This is a genomic window from Microvirga sp. P5_D2 (assembly GCF_054049475.1).
In genome coordinates this window covers 137,193-163,728 of sequence record NZ_JBFUMH010000002.1, presented here as the reverse complement: position 1 = coordinate 163,728, position 26,536 = coordinate 137,193, and the positions used below count along the sequence as shown (strand labels likewise).

General features: G+C 61.5%; 23 protein-coding genes and 1 tRNA gene. 9 read left to right on the top strand and 15 right to left on the bottom strand.

Annotation, left to right across the window (positions count from 1 at the left end; translation table 11 throughout):
• Window positions 1-24: 24 nt before the first annotated feature.
• Window positions 25-315 (bottom strand): 50S ribosomal protein L28, encoded by a 291-nt coding sequence (gene rpmB / locus ACXJKO_RS01655; RefSeq protein WP_457089331.1) that lies wholly within the window; start codon window positions 313-315, stop codon window positions 25-27.
• Window positions 316-547: 232 nt separating this feature from the next.
• On the opposite strand from rpmB, the gene ACXJKO_RS01650 reads away from it, so the two are divergent.
• From ACXJKO_RS01650 to ACXJKO_RS01625, 6 genes are all read left to right on the top strand, one after another.
• Complete coding sequence (locus ACXJKO_RS01650) at window positions 548-1,411, top strand: DUF3108 domain-containing protein (protein ID WP_457089330.1); 864 nt, start codon at window positions 548-550, stop codon at window positions 1,409-1,411.
• A gap of 188 nt (window positions 1,412-1,599) precedes the next feature.
• The gene (locus ACXJKO_RS01645; RefSeq protein WP_457089329.1) at window positions 1,600-4,725 is read left to right on the top strand and encodes a helicase-related protein; all 3,126 of its coding nucleotides are present in this window, start codon (window positions 1,600-1,602) and stop codon (window positions 4,723-4,725) included.
• Window positions 4,726-4,734: 9 nt separating this feature from the next.
• On the top strand, window positions 4,735-5,037 hold the full coding sequence (locus ACXJKO_RS01640; protein ID WP_457089328.1) for an RNA-binding S4 domain-containing protein: 303 nt from the start codon (window positions 4,735-4,737) through the stop codon (window positions 5,035-5,037).
• 52 nt (window positions 5,038-5,089) lie between these two features.
• The gene (fdxA, locus tag ACXJKO_RS01635) at window positions 5,090-5,428 is read left to right on the top strand and encodes a ferredoxin FdxA (RefSeq protein WP_457089327.1); all 339 of its coding nucleotides are present in this window, start codon (window positions 5,090-5,092) and stop codon (window positions 5,426-5,428) included.
• A 441-nt stretch (window positions 5,429-5,869) separates the two neighbouring features.
• Window positions 5,870-6,451, top strand: coding sequence for a CarD family transcriptional regulator (locus tag ACXJKO_RS01630; RefSeq protein WP_457089326.1), 582 nt, complete (start codon window positions 5,870-5,872; stop codon window positions 6,449-6,451).
• A 167-nt stretch (window positions 6,452-6,618) separates the two neighbouring features.
• On the top strand, window positions 6,619-7,491 hold the full coding sequence (locus ACXJKO_RS01625; protein WP_457089325.1) for an RNA polymerase factor sigma-32: 873 nt from the start codon (window positions 6,619-6,621) through the stop codon (window positions 7,489-7,491).
• Between the two features lie 432 nt (window positions 7,492-7,923).
• Here ACXJKO_RS01625 and ACXJKO_RS01620 read toward each other — a convergent pair whose 3' ends face one another.
• The 4 genes from ACXJKO_RS01620 to ACXJKO_RS01605 all read right to left on the bottom strand — a co-directional run bounded on the left by ACXJKO_RS01620 (window position 7,924) and on the right by ACXJKO_RS01605 (window position 10,538).
• The gene (locus ACXJKO_RS01620) at window positions 7,924-9,342 is read right to left on the bottom strand and encodes a M48 family metalloprotease (RefSeq protein WP_457089324.1); all 1,419 of its coding nucleotides are present in this window, start codon (window positions 9,340-9,342) and stop codon (window positions 7,924-7,926) included.
• Window positions 9,343-9,348: 6 nt separating this feature from the next.
• Window positions 9,349-9,588, bottom strand: coding sequence for a hypothetical protein (locus ACXJKO_RS01615; protein ID WP_457089323.1), 240 nt, complete (start codon window positions 9,586-9,588; stop codon window positions 9,349-9,351).
• Window positions 9,558-10,178: a hypothetical protein gene (locus tag ACXJKO_RS01610; RefSeq protein WP_457089322.1), complete on the bottom strand. Its 621-nt coding sequence runs from the start codon at window positions 10,176-10,178 to the stop codon at window positions 9,558-9,560. Before ACXJKO_RS01610 ends, ACXJKO_RS01615 begins: the two co-directional genes overlap by 31 nt.
• Before the next feature lie 147 nt (window positions 10,179-10,325).
• Window positions 10,326-10,538, bottom strand: a complete 213-nt coding sequence (locus ACXJKO_RS01605) for a sugar phosphorylase (protein ID WP_457089321.1) — start codon at window positions 10,536-10,538, stop codon at window positions 10,326-10,328.
• 141 nt (window positions 10,539-10,679) lie between these two features.
• On the opposite strand from ACXJKO_RS01605, the gene ACXJKO_RS01600 reads away from it, so the two are divergent.
• A tRNA-Arg gene (locus ACXJKO_RS01600) sits at window positions 10,680-10,756 on the top strand.
• Between the two features lie 57 nt (window positions 10,757-10,813).
• On the opposite strand, the gene ACXJKO_RS01595 is transcribed toward ACXJKO_RS01600, so the two are convergent.
• From ACXJKO_RS01595 to ACXJKO_RS01575, 5 genes are all read right to left on the bottom strand, one after another.
• The gene (locus ACXJKO_RS01595) at window positions 10,814-11,236 is read right to left on the bottom strand and encodes a TIGR02588 family protein (protein ID WP_457089320.1); all 423 of its coding nucleotides are present in this window, start codon (window positions 11,234-11,236) and stop codon (window positions 10,814-10,816) included.
• Between the two features lie 8 nt (window positions 11,237-11,244).
• Complete coding sequence (locus tag ACXJKO_RS01590) at window positions 11,245-12,087, bottom strand: TIGR02587 family membrane protein (RefSeq protein WP_457089319.1); 843 nt, start codon at window positions 12,085-12,087, stop codon at window positions 11,245-11,247.
• A 110-nt stretch (window positions 12,088-12,197) separates the two neighbouring features.
• Window positions 12,198-12,968, bottom strand: coding sequence for an ABC transporter ATP-binding protein (locus ACXJKO_RS01585; RefSeq protein ID WP_457089318.1), 771 nt, complete (start codon window positions 12,966-12,968; stop codon window positions 12,198-12,200).
• Window positions 12,962-14,008 carry a FecCD family ABC transporter permease gene (locus ACXJKO_RS01580; RefSeq protein WP_457089351.1) on the bottom strand — a complete coding sequence of 349 codons (1,047 nt, stop codon included), beginning with the start codon at window positions 14,006-14,008 and terminating at the stop codon, window positions 12,962-12,964. Before ACXJKO_RS01580 ends, ACXJKO_RS01585 begins: the two co-directional genes overlap by 7 nt.
• Before the next feature lie 22 nt (window positions 14,009-14,030).
• Window positions 14,031-15,170: an ABC transporter substrate-binding protein gene (locus ACXJKO_RS01575; protein ID WP_457089317.1), complete on the bottom strand. Its 1,140-nt coding sequence runs from the start codon at window positions 15,168-15,170 to the stop codon at window positions 14,031-14,033.
• A gap of 207 nt (window positions 15,171-15,377) precedes the next feature.
• On the opposite strand from ACXJKO_RS01575, the gene ACXJKO_RS01570 reads away from it, so the two are divergent.
• Complete coding sequence (locus tag ACXJKO_RS01570) at window positions 15,378-16,148, top strand: class I SAM-dependent methyltransferase (protein ID WP_457089316.1); 771 nt, start codon at window positions 15,378-15,380, stop codon at window positions 16,146-16,148.
• A gap of 9 nt (window positions 16,149-16,157) precedes the next feature.
• Here ACXJKO_RS01570 and ACXJKO_RS01565 read toward each other — a convergent pair whose 3' ends face one another.
• Window positions 16,158-17,246, bottom strand: a complete 1,089-nt coding sequence (locus ACXJKO_RS01565) for a helix-turn-helix transcriptional regulator (protein ID WP_457089315.1) — start codon at window positions 17,244-17,246, stop codon at window positions 16,158-16,160.
• A 417-nt stretch (window positions 17,247-17,663) separates the two neighbouring features.
• Here ACXJKO_RS01565 and ACXJKO_RS01560 point away from each other — a divergent pair, with 417 nt between their 5' ends.
• On the top strand, window positions 17,664-21,842 hold the full coding sequence (locus ACXJKO_RS01560; RefSeq protein WP_457089314.1) for a cadherin domain-containing protein: 4,179 nt from the start codon (window positions 17,664-17,666) through the stop codon (window positions 21,840-21,842).
• Between the two features lie 133 nt (window positions 21,843-21,975).
• Here ACXJKO_RS01560 and ACXJKO_RS01555 read toward each other — a convergent pair whose 3' ends face one another.
• From ACXJKO_RS01555 to bglX, 4 genes are all read right to left on the bottom strand, one after another.
• Complete coding sequence (locus ACXJKO_RS01555; RefSeq protein ID WP_457089313.1) at window positions 21,976-22,344, bottom strand: response regulator; 369 nt, start codon at window positions 22,342-22,344, stop codon at window positions 21,976-21,978.
• A 256-nt stretch (window positions 22,345-22,600) separates the two neighbouring features.
• Window positions 22,601-23,098 (bottom strand): opioid growth factor receptor-related protein, encoded by a 498-nt coding sequence (locus ACXJKO_RS01550; RefSeq protein WP_457089312.1) that lies wholly within the window; start codon window positions 23,096-23,098, stop codon window positions 22,601-22,603.
• Window positions 23,099-23,204: 106 nt separating this feature from the next.
• A complete protein-coding gene (locus tag ACXJKO_RS01545) occupies window positions 23,205-24,047 on the bottom strand; it encodes a DUF1206 domain-containing protein (RefSeq protein ID WP_457089311.1) in 843 nt (280 codons plus the stop codon).
• A gap of 195 nt (window positions 24,048-24,242) precedes the next feature.
• The gene (gene bglX, locus ACXJKO_RS01540) at window positions 24,243-26,486 is read right to left on the bottom strand and encodes a beta-glucosidase BglX (protein WP_457089310.1); all 2,244 of its coding nucleotides are present in this window, start codon (window positions 26,484-26,486) and stop codon (window positions 24,243-24,245) included.
• Between the last annotated feature and the right edge of the window lie 50 nt (window positions 26,487-26,536).

The following is a 26,536-nucleotide window of genomic DNA, read 5'->3' as shown; positions in this document are numbered from 1 at the left end:
GCAAAATTTCAGTCGAAACCGAGATCAGCTCGCAGCAGCGAGCTTCTTCTCGATCTCGCGCTTCACGGTGAGGGCGGTGTTCGACAGCTCGTCAGCCGAAGCCTTCGCCAGGAAGGCATCGAGGCCACCGCGATGCTCGACGGAACGCAGAGCATGGGCAGACACGCGCAGGCGCACGGAGCGCTGCAGGGCGTCAGACTGGAGCGTGACGTTGCAGAGGTTCGGCAGGAACTTCCGCTTCGTCTTGCGGTTAGAGTGGCTCACCAGGTGGCCACTCAGCACGGCCTTGCCGGTCAATTCGCAACGGCGCGACATGGGTTCAATCCTATCGTCATTAGGGTCGCGGCCTCGATTTCGCGGGTTTGCCTCAACGCAGATCCCACGCGGCCGGACACCAGAAGTCCTTGGAAGGTGCAGGGCTATAGGCTGAAAACCCCCACCCCGTCAAGAATAGTGCGATGTCGCATCTCGTTTTTTTGCGACATCATGGTCATCATTTATTCCGATTCACCTGCGATGCAACAGAATAGACTATCGGGATAGCCCTATGCGCCTCATCGCCTCCGCCTTCGTGACCATGATCCTTGCCGGAATCGGCACGCAGGCTCACGCCCAGAAGCTCAAGGTCAACTACGACCTTTCCCTGGCAGGCCTGCCGATCGGGAAAGTCGACCTGTCCTCTACCTTCATCGGTCCGAAATATGAGGTTGAGGGCAATGTGAAGATGACGGGCCTCGTGCGGGCCTTCACCGGCGGCAAGGGCTTCGGCAATGCCTCGGGCACGATTTCCGGCGCCCAGCTCCAGCCGCAGGGCTTCTCGGTGACGTCGAAATCCTCCGGCGAGCAGCGGACTGTGCGCATGGGGCTCGTCTCCGGCAACGTGGCGGAGGTGGAGATCAACCCGCCCGTCGAGCCCAAATCCGACCGGGTCCCCGTCAAGGATGCCGACAAGAAGGGGGTCATTGATCCCATAAGCGCGCTCATCATGCCGGCGGTCGCGGCGAAGAGCCTCACCGACGAGGCCAATTGCAACCGCACGCTCCCGGTCTTCGATGGGGCGACCCGCCAGAACGTGATCCTCTCCTATGCGGAGACGAAGAATATCGAGGTGCCGGGCTATTCCGGCCCCGTTCTCGTCTGCAACGCCCGCTGGGTGCCGATCTCCGGCCACAGAAGCGAGCGGCCTTCCACCAAGTTCATGCAGGAGAACAAAGACATGAACGTGTGGCTGGCGCCGGTGGAAGGGCAGCGGGTGCTGTTCCCTATCAAGGTCGCCGTACGCACCATGATCGGCATGGGCGAGCTCGAGGCCGCCAGCTGGTCGGTGGAAGGTGAAGCCAAGGTCACGCCGACCTCGACCAAGCCTCGCGCCAGGGCGACCCAGCCCATCAAAGCGGATGCTGCTCAGTAAGCCCTGAAAATCGCTTGCAAACCTCTGCCAAAACGCGTGCGAGCGGGTAGCGGAACGCAGCTGCGGCCCCATATAAGGGGTTAAGCCTGCCGGATGAGCGGCCAGGCTCGTTTGCAAGAAGACTGCCTGCACATGGTGCTGGACTTCTTGCCCCTCTCACTCGGGATAAGATCCTCATTACCCGTTTCATGGCCCGCCGTTCCCTTCCTCCGCAAGTGCGCGCGCGCGGCGTGACAGCCGTGCTCGGGCCGACGAATACCGGCAAGACCCATCTCGCCATCGAGCGCATGCTCGGCCATGAAAGCGGGATGATCGGCCTGCCGCTGCGCCTGCTCGCCCGCGAGGTCTATAACCGGGTCGTGGAGAAGGCGGGCCATCACAACGTGGCTCTCATCACAGGTGAGGAAAAGATCAAGCCGGACCGGCCGCGCTACTGGATCTCCACCGTCGAGGCCATGCCCCGGGACGTCGATGTGGCTTTCGTCGCCATCGACGAGGTGCAGTTAGCCGCCGACCTCGATCGCGGCCATGTGTTCACCGACCGGCTCCTGAATCAGCGCGGGCGTGAGGAGACGCTCCTCATTGGCTCCATGACCATGCGCCCGCTGATCGAGGCGCTGATCCCCGGCGTCCATGTGGTCACGCGCCCGCGCCTGTCGCAGCTCACATTCTCCGGCGAGAAAAAGGTTTCCCGCCTTCCCCGCCGCTCGGCCATCGTCGCCTTCTCGGCGGAGGAGGTCTACAGCATCGCGGAGCTGATCCGGCGCCAGAGCGGTGGTGCTGCGGTAGTCCTCGGCGCGCTTTCGCCCCGCACCCGCAACGCGCAGGTCGAGCTCTACCAGAATGGGGACGTGGATTACCTGATCGCCACCGACGCCATCGGCATGGGCCTCAACCTCGATGTCGATCACGTGGCCTTCGCCTCCGACAAGAAGTTCGACGGCTTTCGCTTCCGCAAGCTCTACAACGCCGAACTCGCCCAGATCGCGGGGCGAGCGGGCCGCTACATGCGCGACGGCACCTTCGGCTCCACGGGCCGCTGCCCGCCTTTCGATGCGGAAACGGTGGAAGCGCTCGAGAATCACACCTTCGATCCGGTGCGCATTCTGCAATGGCGCAACCCGGATTTGGATTTTTCTTCGCTCAGTCGCCTGCGCGATTCACTGGGCCACCAGCCCCGCGAGCATGGCCTCGTGCGCGCGCCCATGGGCGAGGACTTGGCAGCCCTCGAACTGCTTGCCCGGGACGACGATATCCAGGCCTTCGCGCGCACGCCCTATGCGGTGGAGCGGCTCTGGCAGATCTGCCAAGTGCCTGATTACAGGAAGGTTTCACCCCAGACCCATTCGGATCTGATCGGCCAGCTCTACCGCTTTCTCATGAAGGATGGAGCCGTTCCGGCGGATTGGTTCTCGCGCCATCTTCTGGCCATGGACCGTACGGATGGGGACATCGACACCCTCTCCAATCGCATCGCCCAGGTGCGAACCTGGTCCTTCGTTGCTAACCGTCCCGACTGGTTGAAGGACCCGGAGCATTGGCAGGGTGTTGCGCGTCAGGTAGAGGACAAGCTATCGGATGCGCTTCATGAACGTCTGGCCCAACGGTTCATCGACCGAAGGACAAGCGTTCTCATGCGGCGCTTGAGAGAGAACACGATGCTCGAAGCGGAAATTACGACCACCGGCGACGTTACCGTCGAGGGACAGCATATCGGCCACCTGCACGGATTCCACTTCGTGCCCGACCCCCAGGCCGATACGACGGAAGCCAAGACCCTGCGCAACGCTGCCAGCAAGGCGCTGGCCGGCGAGATCGAGGCGCGGGCGGACCGGTTTGCCGAGACCCCTGACACCACGCTGGTGCTATCCAACGACGGCACCATCCGCTGGATGGGCGACCCGGTGGCCAAGCTGGAGACCGGCGACAAGCTGTTCGAGCCGCGCGTGCGCATTCTCTCGGACGAGCATCTGACCGGCCCGGCCCGCGACAAGGTCGAGAACCGCCTGCGCGCCTGGCTCAAGGCTTATGTGGTGCGCCTGCTTGGCTCCGTCATGGAACTGGAGACCAACGCGGAGCTCGCGGGCCTTGCCCGTGGCATCGCCTTCCAGATCGGCGAGTCCCTCGGCGTTTTGGAGCGCGCGAAGGTTCTCAACGACGTCCGCAGCCTCGACCAGGACGCCCGCGCGGCGCTCCGCAAGGCGGGCGTGCGCTTCGGCGCCTACCATCTTTATTTGCCGGCCCTGCTGAAGCCCGCTCCGCGCGTTCTCGCGACGCAGCTTTGGGCGCTGCAGAACGGCGGCCTCGACCAGAAGGGCATCGATGAGATCGCCCATCTCGCCCAATCCGGCCGCACCTCGATCCCGGTCGATACGGAGATCGCAGCGGGCCTCTACCGCGCCGCCGGCTTCCGCGTCTGCGGCGGACGGGCTGTGCGTGTGGATATTCTGGAGCGATTGGCCGACTTGATCCGTCCCGCCATCTCCTATCGCCCGGGCATTACGCCCGGTGAGCCGCCGGCAGGTGCCGCCGATGGCGAGAGCTTCGTGCCGACCGTTGCCATGACGTCTCTCGTCGGCTGCGCCGGCGAGGATTTCGCCACCATCCTGAAGTCCCTCGGCTATGTCGCGGAGCGCCGCGCAGGCCCCGCGATCACCGTTCCGCTGGCGGCCGCGCCGCAGGCTGTGGAAGTTGAGGCGGCTCCCGCGGAGGCTTCCACGGAGGCAGCGACTGAGACCCAGGCTGTCGCCGAGGAAACCGGCGCTGTCGCGGTTGAGGCTCCCGATGCTTCCGTGTCGGTCGAGACGGTCGCGGAGAGCGCCGCTGAGGCCGTGGCATCCCCAGAGGGTCAAATGCTGGCCCCGGCGGAAGGTGCAGCGGAAGCAGCTCCCGAGGCTGCAGGCGAGGCATCCGCAGAACCCGAACTGATCGAGGTCTGGCGTCAGCATCGCCGTCATCACGAGGGCGGTCACGCCCGCCAAGGCCGTGAGGCCCGTGGCGGACGCCATGAACGCGGTGGCGAACGCTCCGAGCGCGGTGAGCGCCCCGAGCGTGGCGATCGGCGTCCCCGCCATGGCGACGGCCAGGCTGAGCGCCCCCGCCGCGATGGGCAGGGGCAAGGGGAGGGCGGGCGTCCGCAGAACCGGCCGCCGCGTGGTCCCCGTCAGGACGATCGCCGTGGTCCGCGTCCCGACAAGCGCGCCGATCACCGTCGCGATGGCGGACAGGAGCGGCGCGAGAAGCAGCCGGRCCCGAATTCGCCCTTCGCCAAGCTGATGGCCCTCAAGGCCCAGCTGGAAGACAGCAAGAAGTGAGCCTTCGCGATGCGTGAGGACCGGCAGCGACTTGATAAGTGGCTCTGGTTCGCACGCTTCGCCAAAACCCGGACGCTCGCCGCCAAGCTCGTCGTAAGCGGCTTCGTGCGTGTCAACGGCCAGCGCACCGACAATGCCGCAAAGGCGGTCGCCATCGGTGACGTGGTCACTCTCGCCCTCGCCCGCACGACCTTAGTGGTAAGGGTCGAAGACCTTGGGCTACGCCGAGGCCCTGCGCCGGAAGCAAGGCAGCTCTACATCGATCTCAATGCAAGCGATGGAGTGCTTGTCAGCGAAGGCGACAAGAGCTAGAGCGGCAGCATCTCAAGCTTTTACTCTGGAACAGACCCTCGAAGGACCGTTCATGACCTACGTCGTCACTGAAAATTGCATCAAGTGCAAATACATGGACTGCGTGGAAGTATGCCCGGTGGACTGTTTCTACGAGGGCGAGAACATGCTCGTCATCCACCCGGACGAGTGCATCGATTGCGGCGTCTGCGAGCCTGAATGCCCGGCCGAGGCCATCAAGCCGGATGCGGAGCCCGGGCTCGAGCAATGGCTGAAGCTCAATGCCGACATGGCCAAGAGCTGGCCCAACCTCACGCAGAAGAAGGACCCGCCGGCCGACGCCAAGGAATTCGACGGCGTGGCAGGTAAGTTCGAGGCCCATTTCTCTGCGAATCCCGGCGAGGGCGATTAAAGCGCCCCGCAAGTACCCTTTGGGGTGACCCAAAGACCTCCGTCGCTAGAGAATCAGGGCGCGTTTTCCGCCTGATGTACCCAATCCGGAGCTCGGCCATAAACCGAGCTTCTTTACGCTATGCTTTGAAATATTTTTGCTTTTTCGGCTGGTCTGTGATAGGGTCCACAGATGCCGTCGCTTGCGCTCAAGCCGTGCACCGTCTCGCAAGGTCGTCGGTTCACACACTGAAGCAATGATGCACAAACTCTGACCTAAGGGAGTTTCCACTACCTTCAGGTCGGGGCGAGAGCATTTGTAGTTGCTGCTTACATCAGGGAGTCGAGCGAACCTGTCAAGGTCCGTAAACACTCATCTCATTCTCGTTCCCCTGGGGCCCTGCCCAGTGGAACCATTGCTCCCCCGCCTGAGCGGGGGACCATGCAAGGAGGCCTCTCTCGCATGACAACCGCTAAGAAGTCCACCCAGCGCCTGGGTTACAAGTCCGGCGAAGCCATTGTTTATCCCGCTCACGGCGTCGGCCGCATCACGGCCATCGAGGAGCAGGAAATCGCCGGCTTCAAGCTGGAGCTCTACGTGGTCTCCTTCGACAAGGACAAGATGGTTCTTCGTGTCCCGACCGCGAAAGCTGCCAGCGTCGGCATGCGCAAGCTTGCCGAACCGGCTCTGGTTCAAAAGGCCTTGGACGTTCTGACGGGGCGTGCCCGCGTGAAGCGCACCATGTGGTCGCGCCGGGCMCAGGAATAYGAAGCGAAGATCAATTCGGGCGATCTGATCGCCGTGACGGAAGTCGTACGCGACCTCTACCGCTCCGAGGCTCAGCCCGAGCAGTCGTACAGCGAGCGCCAGCTTTACGAATCCGCCCTCGACCGCGTCGTGCGCGAGATTTCGGCCGTCAACAAGATCACGGATACGGAAGCCTTGAAGCTCATCGAGCAGAGCCTCGCCAAGTCCCCGCGCCGTGCCAAGGGCGCCGAGGCGGACGAAGCCGATGGCGAGGACGTGCAGGAAGAAGCGGCGTAAGCCCTCTTCCATATTGCATTGCACTCAAAAAGCCCGGCTCGATGCCGGGCTTTTTCTTGACCAAACACCTTGTTTTCAGGGGTTTGGAATCTATTTTGCAAAACTTGGCTGTTTGGCGTGAACTTTTTCCCGCCTTACCCGTTGTGTCTGTGCCAAGGGAGGACACAATGGGAGAAATCTCAGGCGTTCGTCGTCGTTTCGTTCGCGCCGCCATGAATGCCCCTTTTCTCGAAAGAGAAGAGGAGCATCTGCTTGCCGTGCGCTGGAAGGAACAGCGCGACGAAGTTGCTCTTCACCAATTGACCGCAGCGCATATGCGCCTCGTCATCGCGCTTGCTGCCCGCTTCCGCCATTACGGTCTTCCGATGGCTGATCTGGTTCAGGAAGGGCATGTGGGCCTCCTCGAGGCCGCCGCCCGCTTCGAGCCTGAGCGCGAAGTTCGCTTCTCAACTTATGCGACTTGGTGGATCCGTGCCTCCGTACAGGATTACATCCTTCGTAACTGGTCAATCGTCCGTGGTGGAACAAGTTCCGCACAGAAGGCTCTTTTCTTCAACCTGCGCCGGTTGCGGGCTCGCCTGACTCGTGGTGGCGAGGAGCGCATCTCCTCGGAAGTTCACGCGAAGATCGCTGAGGCCATCGGCGTCTCCAAGGCCGACGTGGCCCTGATGGACGCGCGCCTCTCGGCACCCGATACGTCTCTCAATGCGCCTGTTCTCGATGCCGACTCCTCCAATTCGGCGGAGCGTGTGGAGTTCCTCGTGGACAACAGCCCGCTTCCGGACGAGAGCGTCACCGAAGTGATCGATACCGAGCGCCGCGTGCGCTGGCTCAGGCAGGCTCTCGAAGTGCTCAACGAACGCGAGCTGCGCATCCTGCGGGCCCGCCGTCTCGATGACGAACAGGTGACCCTCGAGTTCCTCGGCGACCGCCTTGGCATCTCGAAGGAACGCGTGCGCCAGATCGAGAACCGCGCCCTGGAAAAACTGAAGCGCGCCCTGATCGAGCGATACCCCCAGGCCTCCGGCGCATTCGTCTAACACGCTCAACACGCAACGCATTACACATCAGGCGAGCCAGGAATGGCTCGCCTGATTGCGTTTGAGATATGGTTCAGTGGCCGAAGCAATATCCTTATCGTGAGAAGCTCACTGGAAAAGGATAGGGCGCGTGTTTCCCACGCCTTGAGGGGTGGAGGTGGTGCGACCGGGTGAATGATTGAACCAATCAATCGCAGTGTCATCACCGGCCTCGTGCCGGTGATCCCGATATGAGGAGCGCAGCGCTTTTCTACTCGTCACGCCCGGGACAAGCCCGGCCATGACGAGGTAGGGCTATCGTGCTTACTGGATACAGCGCAGCACTCTGACTTTGCGACCCCACTCAATCCCTCTCCGCAAAGGCGAGGAAAGACGCGCCATGGCCTTTGAAGGTCAGACGCTCAGAGTTAAATTACGAAAACCCGACCGCCGCTATTCGACAACGATCTTGTAGCGCTCGCCGGCCTTGATCTGCGAATTGCGCTCAAGGCCGTTGAGCAGCAGGAAGCGCTCCAACGACCGATCCACGGGCATGCGCGCGGCCAGAGTCTGAGGTGTGTCGCCTCGCTGGGCGGTAGCGATCTGCAGCTTCAGGGGTCGGATGCGCCGCGCCTCGTCGGCCTGCACCTGCCGCACGCTGTTCAAGGTGCGGTTGAACATGTTCTCCAGGTCACTGCCGCCGGTGCGCGCCGCCATGATGAGGCGGTACGTGGTGTTGCCGATGCGGATGGCGGAGAGGCGGAACGTCCATTCCTTGCCGTTGGACAGGGCCATGACCACAGGCAGGTCGTTGATCGTCGCGGTCACGAGGCTGCCAGGCTCGATCGTGTCCGTCCATGTAGAGCGGAGCACGTCTTCGAGGCTCTGGCCGTTGGGCGTATCGGCGGCATCGAACAGCAGGCGCCGCTCACCGTCGTTCGACGCGCCGAGAACCGCCTGGGAGGTGTTCTCCAGAGTGAAGCCTTCAGGGGCCTCGAAGGCGACCCCGAGACGCGCATGGATAAAGCGGCGGCCCTTGACCACCCCATCGCCCGGATCGTCGCCATAGGCGAGGCTGTCGAGCGCTGCCAGATAATCGGCCCGTCCCGTCTCGCCCATGCCAGGCGGGCCGGCGCGGCGCGCTGCCTGCAAGGCGCGAGAAATGCGCTCGGTCGTGCTGGGATGCGAGGTCACTCGCTCGCCGCTGGTATTGGAACTGGCCGCCGAGCGGCCAAGCGCGGTGAGGAAGCGAGGAGCGCCGTAAGGATCGAAACCAGCGCGCGCGAGCACGGCGACGCCGGTCTTGTCCGCTTCGAGCTCCTGGGACCGGGAGAAGCTTGCCAGCGTCGAGCGGGCTTGGTCCTGCACCACGGCTGCTTCCTGGGAATCGTTGAGCACGTTTTCCGCGACCCGTTCGATCAGGTCGGAGCGCGCCTGCAATTCATTGCGCTGCGAAGCGTGGCGCAGCGTGACGTGGGCGATTTCATGCGACAGCACGGCCGCGACCTCGGACGTGTCGTTGGCGAGCGCCAGCAAACCGCGGGTCACGTAGAGACGGCCATTCGGCAGGGCGAAGGCATTGACCACGGGCGAATTGAGAATGGTGACCTGATAGGCCTCGTCCGGCCTGTCGGTCGCCATGACCAGGCGGTTCACCGCATCCGACAGAAGCTTCTGGAGCTGGGGCGCCCGACCTTCGCCGCCGAAGGCCGCGACGAGGCGCACATGGTCCCTATCCCGGTCCGGGCCGAGTACCCGGGGCGTATTGGCGGGCAGGGAGGTGCCGCCAAAGCTCGAGCAGGCCGAAACGAGGGCCGAGATCATAAGGATGCCGGCGATCCGGATCTTACCTGTCTGACGTGTGTCGCTCATGCGTGCTCATCGGGGCAAGCGATTGCCTTCAAGACGCTCAATCATCTCCGGCATTTCAATGGTCAAAGCCGTACCTTGCCAAGTCTGCAAAATGCCTCGGGCCCGGATCCTCCGGCCCTTCAGCGAAGCAGCGTCAAGGCCGCGTTCCGCCATCAGGGTCCAGACTTTCCGAGGGATGACGATCGTGAAGTCTTCTGCCCAGTGCCCCCCGAAGTTCAAATAGGTTGTCTGCTTGCGCTCGCCCACGCTCCGCACCCGTCCTTCGACGATGACGAAGCTGCCGACACGCTCCCGCAAAAGCTCGTTTTGCTCGGCAGGAATGGGGTTATAGCGGGCATCGGCCCAAACACCAAGGCGCTGTTCACGGGCCGTTCCTCAAAAGCCAGTAATTCCGGCTGGCAGAAGACCCGCTCAGGCCCCGGATCGACGATGGCAAGTCCGGCCTCGACGAGGATGTGGCTTAAATCGCTGCCGGTTTCAGCGCTGGAAAGCCTGATCCTGACAGGCAGGCGGCCCCATCTGTCCTTTTCGCCAAGGCTCTCGACGATAACGGATTTTTCCCTTTGGACTCGCAGAAGCTCCACGGCCTGCCGGCGGTGCAAATCTGTCTCCGGTAGCCGGAGGCCGGACAGCTTGGCCGGTTGTCCATCGGATAAAGCAAAATCCCCCTCGGCGCCGATGGTGGTGAGCTTGTTCTCAACGAGAGTGCCGCCGCAACGGCGTGCGTCCTGCCCCGTCCTTTTCGGATCGGCATTCCCCTGCGCCGCTACAGGCGAAAAGCCAATGGCTGAAGCAAGGCCAAGGGCGGCGATAATCCATAAGAACGGTCCCGTCATCGACCAGGATCATACAGTGCCCTTGACGAAGGGCCAGCATCGTCCTGTTACTTCATTGCGATGATTCAGTGCTTTTCTTGATCCGGCTTTCCTGTCGGGCTGCGCGGTCCTGCGGGTCGATCATTACAGGTAAATGGCTGAAGGCGATCACCAGCGGATCACGACGACCATCTGCTTGCCGTTGCCGAGCTCGACGGCTTCCGTGCCCTCCGCCTTCCGGTTCTGCTCCTTGGCGTCCGGAATGATTTCGACTTCGGCCACATGCGCCGCAAAGGCTTCGTCCACCTCGGCCACGCAGAGCAGCGTGTCGGGCGGAAGATTCTCCACTTGGGTCAGGAACTCGCGCAGGGTCTGAGCCATGGCATGCCTCCGGTTCCTCCTTCAAACCGATCCGGGGAGGGTGAGTTCCGTGGTCCCTCAGATGAAACAGGCCGACGAGACCCAGCCCGTAACCCCTCTGGAATGCTCCCCTCGACCGTGCTACATCCCCTTTCCTCACGCGGTCCCGTAGCTCAGCAGGACAGAGCAGCGGTTTCCTAAACCGAAGGTCGGAAGTTCGAGTCTTCCCGGGATCGCCAGTTTACCTTTCCGCGATCTGTGCCGTTCTCTGGTTTCATGCTCAGAGTGAACGGCTTTCAGGGTTTGGCGAATCCCGATGCGCGCAAAGCCAGATTTCCTGTTCGGGGATCCTGCGTGAAGAACAATCCGCCTTCGCGCGCAGAGTGTCCAGGAATGTAGTCGAGGATCACGCTGCTGGTTTCAGGTCCCTGATTGCCGGTCGATACGACACCGTCGATCCGCACTTGGGCCGCCGCTGCGCCGCCTGCATTCCGTGCTTGGAAGATCACGCGGTAGCCGCCTGGAACAGAGCTCACATCGGAGGCTTCGACGGTAATCGCGGGCGGAGATCTCGGATCGTCGAGCGCCTGCCATCCAATGAAGCCGAGCATGCAGACAACCAGCAGCAGGCCGATCCCCGAAGCGATCCATTCGAGCAAGGGCGTATGCTGGGCGATCTCTGACGAACGCTCATCCTTATGCGTGCTGTCGCTTTTCATTGCCGCTTTCATATCACAAGCCTTGCCGTTGCAGCGCCCAAGGAGGCTGGAAAGCCGAGCACGACGGCCATGTTCGCAATTTCGGCCGGTGCGACACCTTCCGTTCGGCCGAAGGTCCAGAGCACGTACAGGCTGACCAGAAGGGCGATGCCGTAGCCTGCCAGGGTGAAGTGAAGGAAGGTCGAGACGAAGGTGCCGTTTTCAGGCCGGCTTTCCTGGCCCGAGAAGCCGACGGCATAAACGAAGACGTGGAGGAGAACTATGGAAATGCCGCCGAGGGCGAGTGTATGCCAGGGCGACATCTGGAAGGCGATCAGGATCATTTCTTCCGTCGGCGCCACGTTGAACGCCAGGAAAAGCGCGCCCGCCAACATCAGGAACAGTTCCCCGCTATAGCCTGCCTGCCGCTTGCGCTCGTCTTCCGCCTCGATGTCCTGCTCGGCCCCCAACTGCTTGCTTCCCAGCATGGCGCCGATGCTGGCGGGAACGCTTTGCAAGGCAATCTTTCCGACGATCTCGTTCCAAGTCATGTCGAAGGTGATCGCGGCGAGGATAAACAGCATGAGCGCGGATGTGAGAACGCCGACCCCGAAAGCGGCGAAGGCATCCAGCACATCCTCTTTCCAGCTGAACGTCTTCTCGAAGCCCGCGAAATAGGACATCCCGATCAGAATCGCAAAGTTGCAGGCCACGAACAGCAGCAGCCGGCCCCGGCCCATGGAGAAGCCGAGCGACCACATCTCCATGGTCATGAGGAGCGGGATGGCGAAAAGCACCGCGCCGCCGAAGGCGCGCCCGAGGCCTATGGCATAGTCCTTGTTCGTCTCCGGAAGGCTGGTCTCACGCGCCATTACTCAACCCGCAGCCGTTGCTCTCTCCAAGCGTGGCTATGAGAGAAGAACCCGCGGGTTCCGGTCGGGTTCCAGATCTGGCGCCCGCCGGTATGCCGTCCGGTATTGGCTCAGGCGTGATGGACGATGGGGCCGTCGATGATGACCTGGCTGCACAACCGGGAGCATCGCTCGATCCTGCCTTCGACCTTGTAGATGTCCCGCAGCAATTCCGGCGTGATCACCGCCTCGGACGGGCCGCATTTCACCATGGTTCCCGCATCGATCACCATGACCCGGTCTGCGACCCGCAGAACCTGGTTGAGATCGTGGATGGCGATCACCACACACATCTGTCGCTTGCGCGCGAGAGTCTGGATCAGCGCCAGCACTTCGACCTGTCGGTTCAGATCGAGCGCGCTCGTTGGCTCGTCCAAAAGCAGGATCTCCGGGTTCCGCACCAGAGTTTGAGCCAGCGAAACCAGTTGCCGTTGCCCGCCGCTGAGTTCCGACAAACCCTTGAACGCGATGCTTTCGATTCGCAGGGCGCCGAGGATCTCGTCCACGGCTTCGAGATCCGCATCGCTGACGCGCGGATCCGTGCCCTGCTTGCGCRCGAGAAGAACCGATTCATAAACCGTAAGCACGGTGTTCACGGAAGTGTCCTGCGGCATGTAGCAGATGGCCGAGGATGCGGATTTGTTGAGGCCGCTTGCGACGATTTTTCCAGGGCCGCTCAAAAGTCCCGCGATGCGCCGGAAGAGGCTCGACTTGCCGGCGGCATTCGGGCCGATCACCGCCGTGACCTCACCGCCCTTGAGCGTGGGGGTGGTGATGCCGGAAAGTACCTCCCGCTTGCCGTAGCGGACTCCGACTTCGTCGAGTTGAAGCGTGGCTACCATGCCCGTCTCCGATTGGTCATGATCAGGCTGAAGAGAAATGGCACGCCCACCAATGCGGTGATGATGCCGATGGGAATGATGCTGCCCGGAATGAGCGACTTGCTGATCACGGATGTCAGCGACAGCATCGCGGCGCCCGAGAGAGCGGAGGCCGGCAGGAAGAAGCGCTGATCCTCGCCGATCAGCATGCGTGCGATATGCGGGCCGACGAGGCCGACGAAACCGATCGTGCCGACGAAGGCCACGGGCACCGCTGCGAGCACGCTGACGATCAGCATCGTCTCGAGCCTGAGCCAGCGAACGTTCACGCCGAAACTCGCAGCCTTGTCTTCGCCGAGGCGAAGCGCTGTCAGCGCCCACGCGCGGCGAAAGAACAGCGGCAAAGCCACGACGACGATGACGGTCGTGATCGCGAGCTTGGGCCATGTGGCGCGGGTGAGGCTGCCCATGGTCCAGAACACGACCGCCGCGAGCGCCTGCTCGGAGGCGAGAAACTGCACGAGCGCCAAGAGCGCGTTGAAGGTGAAAACGAGCGTGATGCCGAGCAGAACGATGGTCTCGACCGTGACGCCGCGCTTCTGGCTCATCAGGTGAATGAAGAGAGCCGCCACCATGGCCATGACCAGGGCGTTGATCGAGACCACGTACTCGATGGCGAAAGGCAGAATGCCGATGCCGAACACGAGCGCAATCGAAGCGCCGAAGCTGGCGGCCGCCGAGATGCCGAGCGTGAACGGACTCGCGAGCGGATTGTTCAGGATGGTCTGCATCTGCGCGCCCGCTGCCGACAAAGCCGCGCCGACAACCACCGCCATCAAGGCGACTGGCATACGGATATCCCAGATCACTACGGAGACCTGGTTGGAAATATCCGGCGACCCCATCAGCGCGAGCACGACCTCCCGCATGGTGTAGCGGGCTGGCCCCAGGCCGAGATCGGCGACGATGGAGAGAATCAGGATGATGCCGAGCGCGAGAAGAACGAGCTTCTTGCGCTGCACGAGGGCGCGGTATGCACCGCGCCCCGTATGGGCGGCCATGGATGCCGTTTGGGCCAAAAGACTATTCCTTGTCGCTCAGCGAAACCCAGTAGCCCGGCTTGTAAGCGACCGGCAGGAAGCGCTCATAGAGCGTCTTCATCGTCTGCTCGGGATCGAGATCCTTGAACAGATCAGGATGCTGCCACTTGGCGATCTGTTGAATGGCGACGAACTGGTAGGGGCTGTTGTAGAACTGATGCCAGATGGCGTGGACCTGATTGTTCTGCACCGCCTTGATGCCGGTGAAGGCGGGGCGCTTCATCAGGGCGGAGAGCTTGCGCCGGGCCTCGGCCTTGTTGGCGCCGGAGCCCACGCCCACCCATGCGCCGCCGGGCACGAACAATTCCCAGTTCGAACCGGTGGCGATCACATGATCGGGATTGGAGGCGATGATCTGCTCCGGGTTCACGACGCCGAAGGTGCCGGGAATGATCTTGGCGGCCATGTTGATGCCGCCGGCGATCTCGACCATCTTGCCGAAGTTCTCGTTGCCGAAGGACATGCAGCAATCGTCCGTGTAGCCGGCTGCGCGCTCCACCATCACCAGGGGCTTGGGCGGGTTGGCCTTGGCAAGACGCTCTGTCACGCGCTCGATCTGCTCCTTGCGGAACGCGATGAACTCGTCCGCACGGGCTTCCYTGCCAAACAGCTTGCCGATCAACTTCATGCTCGGCTCGGTGTTCTCGAAAGGCTTCTCGCGGAAATCCACGAACACGACCGGGATGCCGACCTTGCCGAGCTTCTCGATGAGCTTCGCATCGTCCGTCGCGGTCTTGGCTTCCAGGTTCATGATCATCACGTCGGGCGCGAGCGCAATCGCCTGCTCGATCTCGAACGTGCCTTCCTTCGTGCCGCCGAATTTCGGGAGCTTCGCGATGTTCGGGTACTTGGCGAGGTAGTCCTTGTAGCCGTCGAGATCCGCCTTCTCGAAATCGTCGCGCCAGCCGACGACGCGCTTAAAGGGGTTGTCGCTGTCAAGCGCCGCAACGAAATAGATCTGGCGTCCTTCGCCCAGGATCACCTTGTCGACCGGCGTCTTCACCTCGACCTGACGACCGGTAATGTCGGTGACGGTGATCTTCGAGTCGGCCGCCTTGGCGGGCATTGGCAGAAGAGAGATCAATGCCAGGGCCGCGCAGAGCGCTAATTTGGGCAGTTGCATGGGAAGCCTCGTACCTGAAGGGAATGGCCTCCTCCTATGCTTATGCGCAAAGTATCTCAAGAAGTATAATTTGGAAATGTTTCAAAGTATGTCGTTTGTTTGCTTAGTTTGGAATCATTAAATTCTTTGTTTAGAATGTTTATAATTTGACGATACTGAAATTGCCCGATAAGTGACCATTGATTGCCAATCATATGAGCCTGTCTGATGACGTCGAACTACACGCTTCGTGATGAAATCCGTGACTATTGGTCAGCCCGCGCTGCGACTTTCGATGAGCAGGCAGGGCACGAGATTTTCTCGGAGGCGGAGCGGCAGGCATGGCGTCAGCTCTTCCTGCGCCATCTCGGGGCGGGGGAGGGGCGGGCGGCGCTCGATCTCGCCAGCGGCACAGGGGTGATCTCCCATCTTCTCGACGGGATGGGTTTTGGTGTGACGGGGCTCGATTGGTCGGAACAGATGCTCGCCCGTGCTCGCGCAAAAGCGGAATCGCGCGGAACGCAGATCCGGTTCGTCATGGGTGATGCCGAGCGCACGCTGGAACAGCGTGAGAGCTACGACGTGATCGTGACACGCCATCTCGTCTGGACGCTCGTCGACCCGAAAGCGGCCTTCAAGGAGTGGCACTCGCTGTTGAAGCCCGGCGGGAAGGTGCTCATCGTCGATGGCGACTTTGTCTCGGATACGATCGTCAAGCGCGTGATCCGCGTTTTCGAGCGCCTCATCGGGAGACAGGTTTCCGCAAACCCGAATGCGATGCGCGAGGCTCATGAGCGGATTCTGCGGCAGGTCTATTTCTCCAAGGGAGCGCGCTCCTCCGAAGTCGTCACTATGCTCCGAGAGGCCGGCTTTAAGGACATCTTCGTGGACTATGACCTGAAGCGCATCCACCGAGAGCAGGCGAAGCATATGCCGTTACTCAAGAGCCTGGAGCGCACGACCCAACACCGCTATGCCATTGCGGCGACGAAGCGGTGAGCGAAAATTCTAGACCGTCTCGCTGTAGCGGGTCAGCAGGCTGACGAGCTGTGCCTGCTGGTTGGTGTCCGTTTTCGCGAACATCGATTTCAGGTGAAAGCGGATCGCTTCCTTGCTGACATCGAGTTCTGCAGCAACCTCTTCCGTATTCAGGCCGGCAAGCAAGTGTGACGCAACGCGGTGTTCTGTCGGCGTGAACCGGAACGCATCCTTCAGAACCCGTTGCGATATCGTGCGCTTCTCTTCCGGGTCTTTGATGAGCAGGATCGCGCGGGCGCCCTGGAAGACATCGGAAGCCTGGAGAACGATGGGGTACGATGTCAGGGTGAAGGGGCGCTTGTCCGGTCGATGAACGACGAGAGGCGCTACAGGCTTGCCGATGCCGCTGAAGAGCGGTTGAACACTCGCCGTCACGAAATCCTGGAGACTTTTGTTCGCCGCCTTGTCACTCAGATGCAGGCGCGACATCACCAGCTGAAGGGATGTTTCCAGATAGCCTTCGGCCTTCTTGTTAACGCGGATCACACGTCCCAACCAGTCGATGAGAAACGCGCCGGTGCCCAGCTGCTCCAGATTTGCAATAACGCCGTTCGCGGCGGCCAGGCGATTGAATGACGCGAGTTCGCAGGCCTTGCGAAGCTGCGGCAGCTGGCTGCGGATCTGGGCCAGGTCGTTTTCGGCGAAAGCTCCGTTCTCACGACGCCGACCGATCAAGAGGCTCATGACGATGCCATCGATCTCACAGAGAAGCCCAGCGGCAAATCCTCCGAATCCAGACTTGTGAAGGAAGTCTGCAAAGAACGGCAGGCGCTGGATCTCTTCAGGCTGGAACAGATCGGACTCGGTGACGATGTCCCGCCCCTTGCGAAGAGCCCGGATGGCACGCTCGGCCCCCACATCCGCCTTGTACCAGCCTTCCAGAACATATCGGGCCGCGAGATCCTCTGCGCCACGGGACGCGACCAGCCCAGAACAGACGTTGGAGAAACGCCCTATGCTGACAGAATCTGTATTCCAGATCTCCCGCGCTGTGCTGACAGCCTTACCCCAGAGCTCTGGGATGACGGCTGCTTCGTAGAATGATTCTTTGATCGGCACTGGGAGAGATAACCTTGCAGACAGAAGCGCGTGGGAGCGCGAAGGGAGTAATATTTAAGAGGATTACTCTTGGGAATGCCGCCTTTTGGCGCAATATGAAACGTGATTACGTTTGAATATTTATTTAATGATTACTCCCCGTATGGGTAGCAGTTCTCGATAAAACTGCTCGCGCCAAGCATAAGATCCTGGGTTTATCGTGATCATCAGTAGAGGGATAGGATTTTTTCTTTCAGCCTACCCATTTAGGGGGCGGGCCTACCTCGAAGGTATGGTTTCTTTCCGCCGGAAAACCACATTTTCGCCCATCGCCGCGTGGTTGGCAGCGGCCGGGTATCCAAGAAACAGCACAAGCCGTGCGTCGGCACGTGTCGAGAATTAGACAAATAGACCTTATGCAGGTCCGGGGGCTTCAAGATGTCAGATTTATCCATCACTTTCAGAGTTGATTCTTGGTATTACGGCGAGGATAAGATCCCGGCCGGCACGACATCGGTTACAATCGAGGGCCAGACCTATCGTCTCGTGGGTAAGGACGCGTCCGACGGTTTCACCACGATTCAGGCTGCGGTTGAGGCTTCGGTGGATGCGGCAGGTGACGGCGACATCATCATGGTCGCACCTGGCATCTACGAGGAGCAGGTCGCGATCAGCGGCGTCACCGGCCTGACGATCCAGGCGGCTGGCGAAGGGGTGACGATCAAGGCTCCCGCCGACCTGACCCAAACAGACGCCGCCTATTGGGACTATGACATCACGGCCGTCATAGCGGTCAGCAACTCCACTGACGTGACGATCTCGGGCGTGACAGTGGACGGCGCCGACAGGGCTAGTGACAAGCCGGCCGGCACTGAGTTCGCCGGTGTGCTCTTCAGCAACTCCTCAGGCTCGCTCGAAAAATCGACCGTTACGGGAATTCGTCCGGAGACCTTGGGTGTCGATGTTTCCAGGGCCGTCGCAGTCGTTAACGACACAGACCACAAGGACAATCTTTTCACGGCCACGGGCAACACCTTCACGAATTTCGAGAAGTCGGCCATCGTCGTCCGCCAGGCAAAGGTGGACATCACCGACAACACGATCACCGGCGAGCACAACGGTGTTATTGCCCAGAATGGCCTTGACCTCGGCGAAAATGTTACCGGAACGGTGTCCGGGAACACGATTACCGGAATTGGTTTCCATCCTGCGTCAGAAAACCCGGACTACTCCTCCGGCATTCTCGCCTGGGGCGCTGGTACCGCGCTTGATATCCACTCCAACACGATCACAGGCGTCGACGTCAATGACAACTTCGGCGGTATCCTGATCCAGATCGAGGGTCCGAGCGCCGGAAGCTCGGTTTACGGCAACATCATCAGCACAGCGCAGCTCGGCGTCTACGAGTATGCGAGTGCAAATGTTGGCTCTGTCGATACAGACGGGCCGACGAACGATGCACCGAACCAGGTGACGGGCGTCACGAACGGCTATGTTCTGTATACCGATCCGGCCACCGAAATAGGGTTGGATCGCACGGGCACGAATGGCAATGACATCATGACGGGCGGGGCCGGCGCTGATCATATCGAGGCTGGAGCCGGCGCTGATCATATCGAGGCTGGAGCCGGCGTTGACACGGTGGCTTATGGTGAAGGCGCGGAGATTGCCTTTGTCGACGGCGTGTGGACGGTGAAGGTCGGCGATGTGGTCGACACCCTTAAGGGCGTCGAGCGCGTCACGATCGGCGACAAGACCTTTGTTCTGGTCTCCGAGGCGGCTGACGGCGGATACTGCGACCTGAACGCCGCCATCGCGGGCGCTGCGGACGGCGACACGATCCTGGTTGCAGCCGGCACGTACCAAGAGACGGTTGTGGTCAACAAGGACGTGACCATCCTCGGCGCCAATGCCGGTGTCGGCGGATATGATCGCTTGAACCCTTCCGCAGGCGAGGAGACCGTCATTGCAGGCGGCATCCAGATTGTGGCCGAAGGCGTCACGCTCGACGGTCTGAATATTCGTCCCGGCCTGTTCGTCGGCGAACAAGCGGGCGTGTTCGTCCAGGCTGCCAACGTGACCATCACCAACAGCTTCCTGGCGGGCGAGTACGATGCCGGCTCGCGCGGCATCGTGACCGATGCCTCGGCCACGGGTCTCACCGTCTCCGGTAACGTGTTCTCCGGCTGGGCCACGGGCGCCTACTTCAATTCCGGCACAACCGGCTCGGTGACAGGTAACGTTTTCGCGACCAACTACGTTGGCATCTCGATGGACGACCCCGCGGGACTGTCTGTCACCGGTAACGTCCTGTTTGGGAATGAGTTCGAGAACATCGGCGTGGGAGTCACCACCGACTCGGCAAACATCGGCCAGGTCATCGGCGCAAACACGATCCTGTCGACTGCTCCTGGCGGCGATGTCAGCATCTACGGCTTGGGAACTGGACACAATGTCCAGGGCACGGTGTACGCGGACACCTTCTACGGAAGCAATGAAGCGGATACCTTCGCGGGCGGTGCCGGCAACGATGTCATCAACGGCGGCGACGGCGACGACACCGCTTCGTTCAGCGGCAATCGTTCCGACTATACAGTTGCGTACGACGCCGAAACCGAGACCGTTACGATCACCGATCTTCGCGAAAACGGAACCGGTACCGATACCGTGTCGGGCGTCGAAACCTTCAGCTTCGCCAACGGCAGCGTGAGCGTTGAGAAACTCAACGTGAACGAGGCTCCGACGGAGGTGACCCTGAATAACCAGGTGATCACGACGGCGGAGAACGGCGCGGCCTTCAAGGTAGCGGACATCACCATCACCGACGACCTTCTCGGCAGCGAGACGCTGTCCCTGGTCGGCGCTGACGCTGCTGCCTTCGAGCTCCGCGGCTCCGCGCTGTGGTTCTTGGGCGGTGCCAACTTCGAGGCCAAGGCTTCCTACTCGATCGCCGTGAAGGCGACCGACGCTGAGGCTGGCTCTGCTACCTCCGACCCGATCACCGTCTCGGTCACGGACGTGAACGAGGCACCGACCGCCATCAGCCTGAACAAGGAGCTTGCTTCGCTCACGACGGCTGAGAACGGCGATGCCATGAAGGTGACCGACATCACCGTCACGGACGATGCTCTCGGCAACAACACGCTGTCGCTGGTCGGTGACGACGCGGACATGTTCGAGATCCGTGGCAATGCGCTGTGGTTCAAGGGCGGAGCCAACTTCGAAGCCACGTCGTCTTACTCGGTTGCCGTGAAGGTCACGGAAGAGGACGGTGGTTCCATCACGTCCGACGCGATCACCGTCACTGTGACGGACGAGAACGACAATGATCCGGAAGTGAACGTCACGGTGTACGATCTCGACGAGAACGCCACCAACGTCGTCGTCGCGGATCTGACCTCGCTCGATCCGGACACAATCGGCCTGAATCCGGCGCAGTTCTCCATCTCCGGTGAACTCGCTGGCGTGTTCGAGATCAACGAGGACAACCAGCTCGTCTACGTGGGCGACCCGCTCGACTTCGAAGCGATCGACGAGAAGGAGGGTGAGATCCAGGTGTCGGCCTTCGACGGCGTCAACACGACGACGACGACGGTCAAGATCCGGATCCGGGACGTGAACGAGGCTCCGACGGCAGTCGCCCTGTCTGCCAAGACGGTGGCCGAGAACGCAGCCAGCGCGGTGATCGGCACCCTGTCCACCACGGACCAGGATGCTGATGAAACCTTCGCCTATACGGTGAGCGACAGCCGCTTCGAGGTGGTCGATGGCCAGCTCAAGCTCAAGGCAGGCGTCAGCCTGAACTACGAGACTGAGTCGAAGGTCGACCTGACGGTGACATCGAAGGATGCGGGTGGCCTGAGCCATCAGCAGGAATTCACGGTCGACGTCATGAATGTGAACGAGGCTCCGTCGAAGGTCGCTCTCAGCGGCGGATCGGTGCTCGAAAACTYCGCCAACGGCACCACCGTTGGAACGCTTTCGGCTCTCGATCCGGATGCAGGCGACACGTTCACCTACTCCCTCGTCAACAATGCGGATGGTCGGTTCACCATCAGCGGCGACCAGATCCTCGTGTCCGACGCGCTCAGGCTCGATTATGAGCAGGCCACGAGTCATCAGGTCATCGTGCGGGCAACCGATCGAAGCGGTGCCAGCCACGATGAGGTCCTGACGATATCGCTGGCCGATGTCCTGGTGGAGAACGTCCTGGGTACTGCTTCCATCGACCGGATCGTTGGCAGCCAGGGCAACGATGTCATCATCGGTGGCGCGGGCCGTGACACGATGACGGGCGGCGCAGGCAAGGACGTGTTCATCTTCAACGACAAGGACACGGGCAGCAACAGAAAGTCGGCCGATTACATCACCGACTTCTCCGGCAGGGCGGGCGATAAGATCGACTTGAGGGCGATGGATGCCAATACGACCAAGAAGGGCAACCAGAACTTCAGCTTCATCGGCACCGATGCTTTCACCAATGCTGGTCAGGTGMGCTACGAGAAGGCGGGCAACTACACGTACGTCTATCTCAACACCGACAATGACAAAGCCGCCGAAGGCGTGATCAAGCTCAAGGGCGTACTCGACCTGCAGAAGAGCTGGTTCGTTCTTTAAGGCCACAAACCAGACCCTCGCCGTGACTTTGTCATGGCGAGGGGGTTGACTAAAAACTTAAGGCCCCTGCCGCGCTCGCGGCAGGGGCCTTTTTCATGGGCCGATCATCATGGTTTCAGTGATCGCGCAGAGATCAGGGCGAGTTGGTCAAGGTCTCTCCCAGCGCATCACTCAGGGCTTGGGCCGAGAATGGCTTTGGAAGCGTCGGGCTTCCCTCGAAGCGTTGGGGCAGCGGGCGGAAATCATCTCCCACTGAGAAGAAGAACGGAATGCCCCGAAAGCGCAGCACGTCCGCAACCGGATAGATGACAGAACCGTCGACATTGATGACGAGAATGGCAACATCGATGTCCGATTGCAGGGCTAGCGTCAAAGCATGATCCAGCCTGGCAGCCGGGCCGACGAGATGGCATCCCAATTCACGAACCATGTCTTCGATGCTCGCGGAGAGCAGAGGTTCGTCTTCGATGACGAGAATACGGCACACTTTATCGCTATCCATGGATGCCTCCCGGCAATAATCCCGCTTAAATAATTCTATCTTGGCCAACCGGCAAAAACAGGCGGCGTGAACCCCATTACGAGCCCTGCCGCCTCGCGCGAGATTACGTCGAGATCATATGCAAGAGCAATCGATGCGGGAGCGTTACAAAGTTCGCCGTGCCTGAGAATGGATGGGTCTTTCGCGTTAAGCGTATATGGGAGCGGATACTAGAGCACTCCGATCGCTTCCGGTGGAAACACAATTCCCATCCGCTTCAGTCTTCCGCCGCATGCTTCCAATATTGAAGGCTGCGGCTGTTGACCGGTGATCCCGCAGCAATCTGCAACTTGAGAACAGTCTCGTGGAACTCACGCGCGGCTTCGTGGGACACGAGAAGCCGCAGGCTTTGGATGATGCGGGTAATGCGCAGATGATTGTGGTCGTAAGCCGTCAGCCAATCATCCGTATCGCGGTAGAACTGCACCATCCTTTCCGTTGCGCGGCGCAGGGTGGACAGGGCACGGGCATCGGACGAGATCGCCTCGATTTCGGATGCGGTGAGGACCGGGGCGCTCGGCTGGGCAGCGCTGCGGGTCGGGAGGGGAAATATCCACTGGATGTAGTCGTGTATCTCCTCGATCTGACGGTTCGAATAGGCGAGGATATCTTGAACGTGCCGACCGCGACTGTCCTGACCCGTTTCCGCGAGATAAGCATGCAGAGGACCTGCGGGCGACGGAGCCTCTCTGCCTGTGCGATCTGATGTATCCATATCGGCCTCGTCAGCAGAAAGTCGACTGCGCTTGCTTGTCCCGGCGCTGAACCTGTTCGGGCCTCGTGATCAATCCTCCCAAGAGGGCGATGACCGATATTGCCGTTCAGAAGCGTCCCATCTGCACCACCGCGGCCTTTGCATCATCGATGCCCGGAGCATCGATATGTCGATAGCGAGCCTGCACGAGACCGAAGACGCCGAATGCGAACAAGCCGATGGCCGTAAGCGCCAGCAGCACCCAGCCGTAAGGCTGCTGTTGCAGGGCTTGCAGCGCTCCACCAAGGCCATGCACCTCGGATGAGGAACTGTGGATCGCAGCGAGGATGAGAAAGCCGCCGATCAGAACGAAAACCACGCCGCGAGCCGCAAACCCCATGCGTCCCAGAGAAATGATCCATTGCCGTTTATCGGAGGGCAGGCTGAGCCGCTCCGCCACGTTGCCCTTCCATGCCTTCCATGCGAAGCCGAGCCCGGTGCCTGCAATGGCAAGGCCCACGAGACCTACAAGCCATCGTCCGAAAGGCTGGCTCATGAGCCAAGCCGTCCACCCTTGCGCGGCCTGATCCTCACCGCCGCCCGATCCCTGGCCGAGCGCCAGACCGATTGCCGAGATGGCAAGGCCCGCATAGATGGCGCCGCTGATGAGATGGGCGCCTCTGACCGCCCAGCCTTTCATGTCCGAACCGCGGTGGTCGGCATCGGTCAGCGCCTCCAGGAAGCGCCAGGCGCAGAAGCCGAACAGGCCAATGGCGATCAGAACCAGCCAGAACTTGCCGAAAGGCTGCGCGAGAAGCGTTTGAAGAGCACTTCGGCTGCCGCCTGTCTGCCCACCCGAGCCGATGGCTGCGAGAAGCGCAAGCGCTCCGACAAGACCGTAGACCACACCGCGCGCACCATAGCCGAGACGAGCCAGGGTTTCGATGGGATTACGGGTAACGCTGGGCATGGACGAGGGCTCCGCTTTGTTACGGGTGAACCGTCAAGCGGGGCGGATGTTCCTCGAAATCAAATGGAGCGGCAGAGGCTTATGCGAGTCTGCGAGGTAGAAACGTCGAGGCCAATACCGGGATGAAAGAGCGGATCACCCCTTTGCTCATAAGAACTGCGCCGACCGAAGCTTCGTTCGGCGCACTTTATGCGTTTATTGCATGATGCCGGTTGCGCTGGATGCGCGACGCTCGTTGGGCGGAATGCGGATCGTGTTCATGATCTCGGCCTCGCCAGCCTGTTCGGCAAGCGAGTTGCCGCCGACGAAGACCTGGACGGCGCCGGCTTCGACCGTGTAGCTGCCGTCCTCCGCGTGAAAGCCGAGGGACTCCACCGGCACTTTCAACGTGACCTTCCGCGTCTCGCCCGCGTTCAGACTGATCTTCTCGAAGGCCTTCAACTCGCGCAAGGGGCGGCTGCGGCTTGCAATCGGATCGCGGGTGTAAAGCTGCACCACTTCCTGGCCGGCGCGCGCGCCCTTGTTGGCGACAGTGACGGAGACTTCGAGCATCTGCCCGGCATCGAGTTGCTTGGAAAGAACAGCCGCATCCGAATAGGCGAACTGCGTGTAGCTGAGGCCCCAGCCGAACGGATAGAGCGGGGTGATCGCCTCGTCGATATAGTTCAGGGTGAAGCGGTTATTCGGAATCGTCGGGCGGCTGCTCGGCAGGCGGTTGTAGTAGAACGGCAGCTGGCCCGTGGCGCGCGGCCATGTGACCGGCAGCTTGCCGCTCGGGCTGACATCGCCGAACAGCACGTCGGCCAGCGCGTTGCCGCCCTCGGTGCCGGGATACCAGGCCATGAGGATCGAGGGGATGCGATCCGCGATCGTGCCCAGCACCTGCGGGCGTCCGCCCATGATCACGAGAGCAATCGGCTTGCCGGTATCGGCGAGCGCCTGCAGCACTTCATTCTGCTTGCCGCTGAGTTCGAGATGCGCGCGCGATGCCGCCTCTCCCGAAAATTCCTGCGCTTCGCCGAAAACGGCGATGACGATGTCTGCCTGCTTCGCGGCCTCGATGGCGGCGGGCAGCTGCTCCGTCGAACGGCAGAACAGGTCGCACGCCGGCGCATGCCGCACATCGATTCCGGCGGTCTGCGCGCGTTGGCGAATGCCCTGCAAGAAGGAGACGCCATCGGACGTATGACCACGGGCCGCGTGCGGGCCCATCTGGTCATGCGGCGCGTCGGCGAGCGGGCCGATCACCGCAATCGAGCGCGTGTCGGGCTTCACGGGAAGCACGTCGCCTCTGTTCTGCAACAGCACGAGGGTTTCGCGGGCGACCTCGCGCGCAACCTTGCGCGATTCCGGCGACGGGAAGACCGCATCCGTGCGCGAAGGATCGATGGCGGGCTGGTCAAAAAGGCCGAGACGGAATTTCGTGCGTAAGATACGGCGAACCGCTTCATCGACCACGCTTTCCGGCACCCGGCCCGCGCGCACTTCGTTCGGCAGGTGGTTGATGTAGAGCTGACCCATCATGTCCATGTCGACGCCGGCGAGGATCGCCTTGCGGGCCGCCTCAGCACCGTCGGCGGCAACGCCGTGATTGATCAGCTCACCGATGCCGACCCAATCGGATGTGACGAAGCCGTCGAAGCCCCACTGCTTGCGCAAAACATCCGTCAGCAGCCACGCATTCGCCGTGGAGGGTTCTCCGTTCAACGCGTTGAAGGCCGCCATGAAGCTTGCGGTTCCGGCCTCCACCGCTGCGCGGAACGGCGGCAGGTAGGTGTCGTACATCTCGGTACGCGGAATGTAGGTGGTGTCGTAGTCGCGGCCGCCCTGCGGCGCGCCATAGCCCGCGAAGTGCTTGGCGGCTGCGGCGAGGCCTCCCTTGCGGAAGCCCTCGACACGGGCGGCGGTGAGCACGGAGCCGAGATAGGGATCCTCGCCGAAGCCCTCGACGATGCGGCCCCAGCGGCTGTCTCGGGAGAGATCGGCCATAGGGGCGAAGGTCCAGTTCACGCCCACATAAGCCGCCTCCTTGGCAGACCATTCGGAGGCGAGAAGCGAAACGCGCGGGCTGAAGGCAGCGGCCTGACCTAACGGAAGGGGAAACTGGGTACGGAAGCCGTGCAGCACGTCCAAGCCGAAGAGCAGCGGGATCTTGAGGCGCGATTGGCGCACGAGCTCCTGCGCCCGGGCGACGTCCGGTGCGCTATTGAAGTTCAGAACGGCTCCCGTCTTCCCTTCCGAGATGTCATCCCAGCGCAAAGGCGGGCCGTGGGAGACAAGATTCAGCTGTCCGACTTTTTCTTCCAGGGTCATCTGCGAGAGCAGGCCGTTCACCCGGCGCTCGATGGATTGCTGTGCGCCTGCGCACGTGACGGACAGGGCGGACATACCCAGAAAGAGGGCGGTGCGCCCTAGGCCCATGACATAAGAAAGCCGCACATTCGTCTCCTTATCACGCACGAAAACTTTATAACGAGAGTTCTCTCGCT